The organism is Pseudomonas sp. GW821-FHT01C01, from assembly GCF_059422645.1.
In genome coordinates, this window is sequence record NZ_JBWKXF010000096.1 from 1 (window position 1) to 7,386 (window position 7,386).

Annotated in this window: 6 protein-coding genes; all 6 read left to right on the plus strand. The window is 59.7% G+C overall.

Annotation, left to right across the window (positions count from 1 at the left end; genetic code table 11):
• The first annotated feature begins 406 nt into the window (after positions 1–406).
• Positions 407–2,362, plus strand: a complete 1,956-nt coding sequence (gene acs / locus AC07XF_RS28475) for an acetate--CoA ligase (protein ID WP_007992764.1) — start codon at positions 407–409, stop codon at positions 2,360–2,362.
• A 699-nt stretch (positions 2,363–3,061) separates the two neighbouring features.
• Entirely contained in the window at positions 3,062–3,838 is a 777-nt protein-coding gene (locus AC07XF_RS28480; protein ID WP_495029177.1) for an ABC transporter substrate-binding protein, read from the plus strand.
• A 91-nt stretch (positions 3,839–3,929) separates the two neighbouring features.
• A complete protein-coding gene (locus tag AC07XF_RS28485) occupies positions 3,930–4,619 on the plus strand; it encodes an ABC transporter permease (RefSeq protein ID WP_047532379.1) in 690 nt (229 codons plus the stop codon).
• A complete protein-coding gene (locus tag AC07XF_RS28490; RefSeq protein WP_495029178.1) occupies positions 4,616–5,314 on the plus strand; it encodes an ABC transporter permease in 699 nt (232 codons plus the stop codon). The genes AC07XF_RS28485 and AC07XF_RS28490 overlap by 4 nt, the downstream gene beginning before the upstream one ends.
• Position 5,315: 1 nt before the next feature.
• On the plus strand, positions 5,316–6,428 hold the full coding sequence (locus tag AC07XF_RS28495; RefSeq protein ID WP_495029179.1) for a M14 family metallopeptidase: 1,113 nt from the start codon (positions 5,316–5,318) through the stop codon (positions 6,426–6,428).
• 27 nt (positions 6,429–6,455) lie between these two features.
• On the plus strand, positions 6,456–7,220 hold the full coding sequence (locus tag AC07XF_RS28500) for an ABC transporter ATP-binding protein (protein ID WP_489333767.1): 765 nt from the start codon (positions 6,456–6,458) through the stop codon (positions 7,218–7,220).
• Positions 7,221–7,386 lie beyond the last annotated feature (166 nt).

Consider the following 7,386-nt stretch of genomic DNA (forward strand, 5'->3'; position numbering starts at 1 on the left):
TAGCCATGGAGCAAAAAGCGGCATAAACACCGTAATCGGTGTCCGGGATTACTTGACCAGTTCAGCTTGCTCGCGATGAGCCAGAGAACACCGCGGGGGTGTCAGGTTGGGCGCGTTATCGTTGACGACCATCGCGAGCGAGCTCGCTCCTACAGGTACCGCTTTTGTAGGAGCGAGCTTGCTCGCGATGAGCCAGAGAACGCCGCGGGGTGTCAGATTGGGCGCGTTATCGTAAACGACCATCGCGAGCAAGCCCGCTCCCACAGGTACCGCGGCGGTAGTGGGTTAGACGGTTTCTCGCGACAATTTGTAGGGACTTGTTACTACCATCGTCGAATGGTTCTATAGGCCCGGCCCGGCTACAACGGGGTCATACAAAAACAACTATTCCACCGAGGTAAGAAAGATGAGTGCGGCTTCCCTGTATCCCGTTCGTCCCGAGGTTCTGGCTAACACGCTGACCGACGAGGCGACCTACAAGGCCATGTACCAGCAGTCGGTCGTCAACCCGGACGGCTTCTGGCGCGAGCAAGCCAAGCGCCTCGACTGGATCAAACCTTTCACCACGGTGAAGCAGACCTCCTTCGACGATCACCATGTCGACATCAAATGGTTCGCTGACGGCACCCTGAACGTTTCCTACAACTGCCTCGACCGTCATCTGGCCGAACGCGGCGACCAGGTCGCGATTATCTGGGAAGGCGATGACCCTGCCGAAAGCCGCAACATCACTTACCGCGAACTGCACGAGCAAGTCTGCAAGTTCGCCAACGCCCTGCGTGGTCAGGACGTGCACCGCGGCGACGTGGTGACTATCTATATGCCGATGATTCCCGAAGCCGTGGTCGCCATGCTGGCCTGTACCCGGATCGGCGCGATTCACTCGGTGGTGTTCGGCGGGTTCTCGCCGGAAGCCCTGGCCGGTCGCATCATCGACTGCCGCTCGAAAGTGGTGATCACCGCCGACGAAGGCATTCGTGCCGGCAAGAAGATCCCGCTGAAGGCCAACGTCGACGACGCGCTGACCAACCCGGAAACCAGCAGCATCCAGAAAGTCATCGTGTGCAAGCGCACCGGTGGCGACATCAAGTGGAACCAGCATCGCGACATCTGGTTCGAGGACCTGATGAAAGTGGCCGGCACCGTTTGCGCGCCGAAAGAGATGGGCGCAGAAGAAGCGCTGTTCATCCTTTACACCTCCGGCTCCACTGGCAAGCCGAAGGGTGTACAGCACACCACCGGCGGCTACCTGCTGTACGCAGCCATGACCCACGAGCGCGTATTCGACTACCGCCCGGGCGAGATCTACTGGTGCACCGCCGACGTCGGCTGGGTCACCGGCCACAGTTACATCGTCTACGGCCCGCTGGCCAACGGCGCGACCACGCTGCTGTTCGAAGGCGTGCCGAACTACCCGGACATCACCCGGGTGGCGAAGATCGTCGACAAGCACAAGGTCAACATCCTCTACACCGCACCGACCGCGATCCGCGCCATGATGGCCTCGGGTACTGCCGCTGTTGAAGGCGCTGATGGCAGCAGCCTGCGCCTGCTCGGTTCGGTGGGCGAGCCGATCAACCCGGAAGCCTGGGACTGGTACTACAAGAATGTCGGCAAGTCCCGTTGCCCGATCGTCGATACCTGGTGGCAGACCGAGACCGGCGGCAACATGATGAGCCCGCTGCCGGGCGCTCACGCCCTCAAGCCGGGCTCTGCGGCGCGTCCGTTCTTCGGTGTGGTGCCGGCACTGGTGGATAACCTGGGCAACATCATCGAAGGCGAGGCCGAGGGCAACCTGGTGATTCTCGATTCGTGGCCAGGCCAGGCGCGTACGCTGTTTGGCGACCATGACCGCTTCGTTGATACCTACTTCAAGACCTTCCGCGGCATGTACTTCACCGGTGACGGTGCTCGTCGCGATGCCGATGGCTACTACTGGATCACCGGTCGCGTGGACGACGTGCTCAACGTGTCCGGCCACCGCATGGGCACCGCCGAGATCGAAAGCGCGATGGTCGCTCACCCGAAAGTCGCCGAAGCCGCTGTGGTCGGTGTGCCGCACGACATCAAGGGGCAGGGCATTTATGTCTACGTCACCCTGAAAAACGGTGAAGAGCCGAACGAACAACTGCGCCTGGAACTGAAAAACTGGGTACGCAAGGAGATCGGGCCGATTGCGTCGCCGGATGTCATCCAGTGGGCACCGGGCCTGCCGAAAACCCGTTCGGGCAAGATCATGCGGCGGATTCTGCGCAAGATTGCGACGGCTGAGTACGATGGGTTGGGTGATATCTCCACCCTGGCCGACCCGAGTGTCGTGCAGCATTTGATTGATACGCACAAGACCATGAATGTCGCGTAAGCGCGGCTTCTGAGTCACTGAAGCCCCGTCAGGTGTTGAGCCTGGCGGGGCTTTTTTCTGGCCTTGAATTTTGTGTTGTCTGAGCTGGCCTCTTCGCGGGCAAGCCCGCTCCTACAGGGATTTACGGTGTACAGGCGATCTGAACCTCACCACAAAACCTGTAGGAGCGGGCTTGCCCGCGAAGGCGATCGGTCAGACATCAAATAAACATGGGCCAATAATTATCGGCTTCCATCCTCGGAATATTCCTACTGTTACCCGCGATCTTTCAGGTTACTGAATGTGTAACCGCTCGCGCCGATTCGGGGCAATGGGAAACGCAAAGTGCCGTGTCAGCGCCTGTTAACCACCCTTCAGAAATAAGAAGCAACGCTGCGCTTGCCGGATTAGAAGGGTTTGCCAATAATAGGCCCGCAATTTGCAACATAGATCGGTTCAATGTCTTTTGCTCTTGCATGATTTTGCAGGGCTGTCAACGTGCTAAAACGGCTTTCTCGGTGCTTCTGTAATTAGTTGTCGCATTGAAGAAATATCGGCCTCGGGCCTGTCGTTAGAATGCCGATCACTCGCTCGTCGTTGCCCGTGTTGAATTTCAACACCCGCTTCCCAGGACGCAGCACTGCTTTGCGGTTCAACTCACTCGCATATTGGGCTGTCGCTCACTCTGCCGTTTTTGCCCTTTACCGATGGAGTCCCAAGATGAAGAAACTCGTGCTGCTTGGCGCCCTGGCACTGTCCGTGCTGTCCCTGCCAACCTTCGCCGATGAAAAACCTCTGAAAATCGGTATCGAAGCAGCTTACCCTCCGTTCGCTTCCAAAGCGCCGGACGGCAGCATCGTTGGTTTCGACTACGACATCGGTAACGCATTGTGCGAAGAGATGAAGGTCAAGTGCGTGTGGGTCGAGCAAGAGTTCGACGGCCTGATCCCGGCCCTCAAGGTGCGCAAGATCGACGCGATCCTGTCGTCCATGTCGATCACTGAAGACCGCAAGAAGTCTGTCGACTTCACCAACAAGTACTACAACACTCCGGCTCGCCTGGTCATGAAGGAAGGCACTCAGGTCAGCGACGGCCTGACCGAGCTCAAGGGCAAGAACATCGGCGTGCAGCGTGGTTCGATCCACGAGCGTTTCGCCCGTGAAGTCCTGGCCCCACTGGGTGCCGAGATCAAGCCTTACGGCTCGCAGAACGAAATTTACCTCGACGTGGCCGCCGGCCGCCTCGACGGCACCGTGGCAGACGCTACGCTGCTGGATGACGGTTTCCTGAAAACCGACGCCGGTAAAGGTTTCGCCTTCGTCGGCCCTGCGTTCACCGACGTCAAATACTTCGGCGACGGCGTAGGTATCGCGGTTCGCAAGGGCGACACGGCTGAGTTGGGCAAGCTCAACGCCGCCATCGCCGCCATTCGTGAGAACGGCAAGTACAAGCAAATCCAGGACAAGTACTTCGCCTTCGATATCTACGGCAAGTAACACGTCCAAGCGACAAGTCTGAAATGGCGCAAGCAACAGAATCTCTGAGGTTTGCGCCATTTTTTCATCCCAACTTTCGAGGACCTGAATCATGTTGAAAGGCTACGGGGCTGTCATCCTCGATGGCGCTTGGCTGACGCTTCAGCTCGCCTTGTCGTCCATGGCCCTGGCCATCGTCCTGGGGCTGATCGGCGTGGCATTGCGTCTGTCACCGGTGCGCTGGCTGGCCTGGCTGGGCGATCTGTACTCCACGGTGATCCGCGGTATTCCCGACCTGGTGCTGATCCTGCTGATTTTCTATGGCGGCCAGGACCTGCTCAACCGCGTCGCACCGCTGCTCGGCTTTGACGAGTACATCGACCTGAACCCATTGGCTGCCGGTATCGGTACCTTGGGTTTCATCTTCGGTGCGTACCTGTCGGAAACCTTCCGTGGCGCTTTCATGGCGATCCCCAAAGGTCAGGCCGAAGCGGGCATGGCTTACGGAATGAGCAGTTTTCAGGTGTTCTTCCGGGTGTTGGTACCGCAGATGATTCGCCTGGCGATTCCGGGGTTCACCAACAACTGGCTGGTATTGACCAAGGCCACCGCGCTGATTTCGGTGGTGGGTCTGCAAGACATGATGTTCAAGGCCAAGCAGGCGGCCGATGCCACCCGCGAACCTTTCACCTTCTTCCTCGCAGTGGCGGCGATGTACCTGGTGATCACCAGTGTGTCGTTGCTGGCATTGCGTCACCTTGAGAAGCGCTACTCGGTAGGCGTAAGGGCGGCTGATCTATGATCTTCGACTACAACGTCATTTGGGAGGCCTTGCCGCTGTACTTTGGCGGCCTGGTGACCACCCTCAAACTGCTCGCGCTGTCGCTGTTCTTCGGCCTGCTGTGTGCGTTGCCGCTGGGCTTGATGCGCGTCTCGAAAAACGCGGTCGTCAACATGTCGGCCTGGCTCTACACCTACGTGATCCGCGGCACGCCGATGCTGGTGCAGCTGTTTTTGATCTACTACGGTCTGGCGCAGTTCGAAGCCGTGCGGGAAAGCTTCCTCTGGCCGTGGCTGTCCAGCGCGACGTTCTGTGCGTGCCTGGCGTTCGCCATCAACACCAGCGCCTACACCGCCGAAATCATCGCCGGCAGCCTGCGCGCCACGCCGAACGGTGAGATCGAAGCAGCGAAGGCCATGGGTATGTCGCGCTTCAAGATGTACAAGCGCATCCTGCTGCCGTCGGCCCTGCGCCGGGCACTACCGCAGTACAGCAACGAAGTGATCATGATGCTGCAGACCACCAGTCTGGCGTCCATCGTGACCCTGATCGACATCACCGGTGCTGCTCGCACGGTCAACGCCCAGTTCTACCTGCCGTTCGAGGCGTACATCACGGCCGGCGTGTTCTACCTGTGCATGACCTTCATCCTGGTGAAGCTGTTCAAGTTGGCCGAGCGCCGCTGGCTGGGCTACCTGGCCCCGCGGAAGCACTGATATGGAACGCATCGATCATGCGTTGCCGTGGAGCCACCTGGGCAGCGAACGCCATATTTCGGTGTTCCGCTTCGGCAATGGCGAGCGCAAGGCCTACATCCAGGCCAGCCTGCACGCCGATGAACTGCCGGGCATGCGCACAGCGTTCGAGCTGAAAAAACGTCTGGCCGAACTCGAGGCCCAAGGCTTGCTCAACGGTGTGATCGAACTGGTGCCGGTGGCGAATCCGCTGGGCCTCGGTCAACTGTTGCAGGGCAATCATCAAGGGCGTTTCGAGGCGGGCAGCGGCAAAAACTTCAACCGCGATTTCGTCGAGCTCAGTGCGCCAGTGGCGGCACAACTCGACGGGTATCTGGGGGATGATCCGCACGCCAATATCCGCTTGATCCGCCAGGCCATGAGCGATCATCTGTCGGCACTGCCGGAGGCCTCCAGCCAGTTGCAAGGCATGCAGCGCGTCCTGCTCAGCCACGCCTGCACCGCCGATGTCGTGCTGGATCTGCATTGCGATGCCGAAGCGGCGCTGCACATGTACGCCTTGCCGCAACACTGGCCGCAGTGGCGCTCGCTGGCCGCGCACCTGAACGTGCGGGTCGGTTTGCTGGCGGAAGATTCCGGCGGCAGTTCGTTCGACGAGGCGTGCTCGTTGCCATGGTTGCGCCTGTCACGTCTGTTCCCGGATGCACAGATTCCACTGGCGTGCCTGGCGACTACCATTGAATTAGGGGGGCAGGCCGACACCGGTCGCACCGAGGCTTGCGCCCATGCCGAAGGCATTCTGGCGTTCCTTGCCGAGCAAGGATTGATCAGCGGCGAATGGCCGAAGCCTGCGCAAGACCCTTGCGAAGGCATGCCATTCGAAGGCACTGAGTTGTTGTTTGCGCCGCACCCCGGTGTGGTGACGTTCCTGCGTAAACCCGGTGAATGGGTTGAAGCAGGTGATGAGCTTTTTGAAGTGATCGATCCGTTGGCGGATCGGGTCAGCACGGTGTGTGCTGGTACGTCCGGGGTGCTGTTTGCCATTGAACGGCTGCGTTATGCCCAACCCGGTTTCTGGCTGGCCAAGGTGGCGGGGCGCGAAGCGCTGCGTCACGGGCGCTTGCTCAACGACTGACTGACTGTTTTTGTGAGAACCGACCGCATGTACAAACTTGAAGTCCAAGACCTGCATAAACGCTATGGCAGTCACGAAGTGCTCAAGGGCGTGTCCCTGAAAGCGGCAGCCGGCGATGTGATCAGCATCATCGGCTCCAGTGGCTCCGGCAAAAGTACTTTCCTGCGCTGCATCAACCTGCTGGAGCAGCCGCACGCGGGCAAGATCCTGCTCAACAACGAAGAGCTGAAGCTGGTGGCGAACAAGGACGGCGCGTTGAAAGCTGCTGACCCGAAACAGCTGCAACGCATGCGTTCGCGCCTGTCGATGGTGTTCCAGCATTTCAACCTGTGGTCGCACATGACCGCGCTGGAAAACATCATGGAAGCGCCGGTGCATGTACTCGGCATGTCCAAGGCGGAAGCGCGCGACAAGGCCGAACACTACCTGAACAAGGTCGGCGTTGGTCATCGCAAGGACGCTTACCCGGGCCACATGTCCGGCGGCGAGCAGCAGCGCGTGGCGATTGCCCGTGCACTGGCGATGGAACCTGAGGTGATGCTGTTCGACGAACCGACGTCGGCACTCGACCCTGAGCTGGTCGGCGACGTGCTGAAAGTCATGCAGGCCCTGGCCCAGGAAGGCCGGACCATGGTCGTGGTGACCCACGAAATGGGCTTCGCCCGTGAAGTGTCGAACCAGTTGGTATTCCTGCACAAAGGTGTGGTCGAAGAAAGCGGCAACCCGCGTGAAGTGCTGGTGAACCCGCAATCCGAGCGCCTGCAGCAATTCCTCTCGGGCAGCCTGAAGTAAACCGAACTCCCGTTGTGCCCCGGGATAGTGCATGCTTCGCGATCTGGAGGCCGGCCACTATCCCCTGTGGGAGCGGGCTTGCTCGCGAAGGCGGCTTACGAGCCAACCATTCACTTGCAGTTGTCCCAGCCCATTGGATTGAGCTTGGTCGGGCACTGCTCCAGTG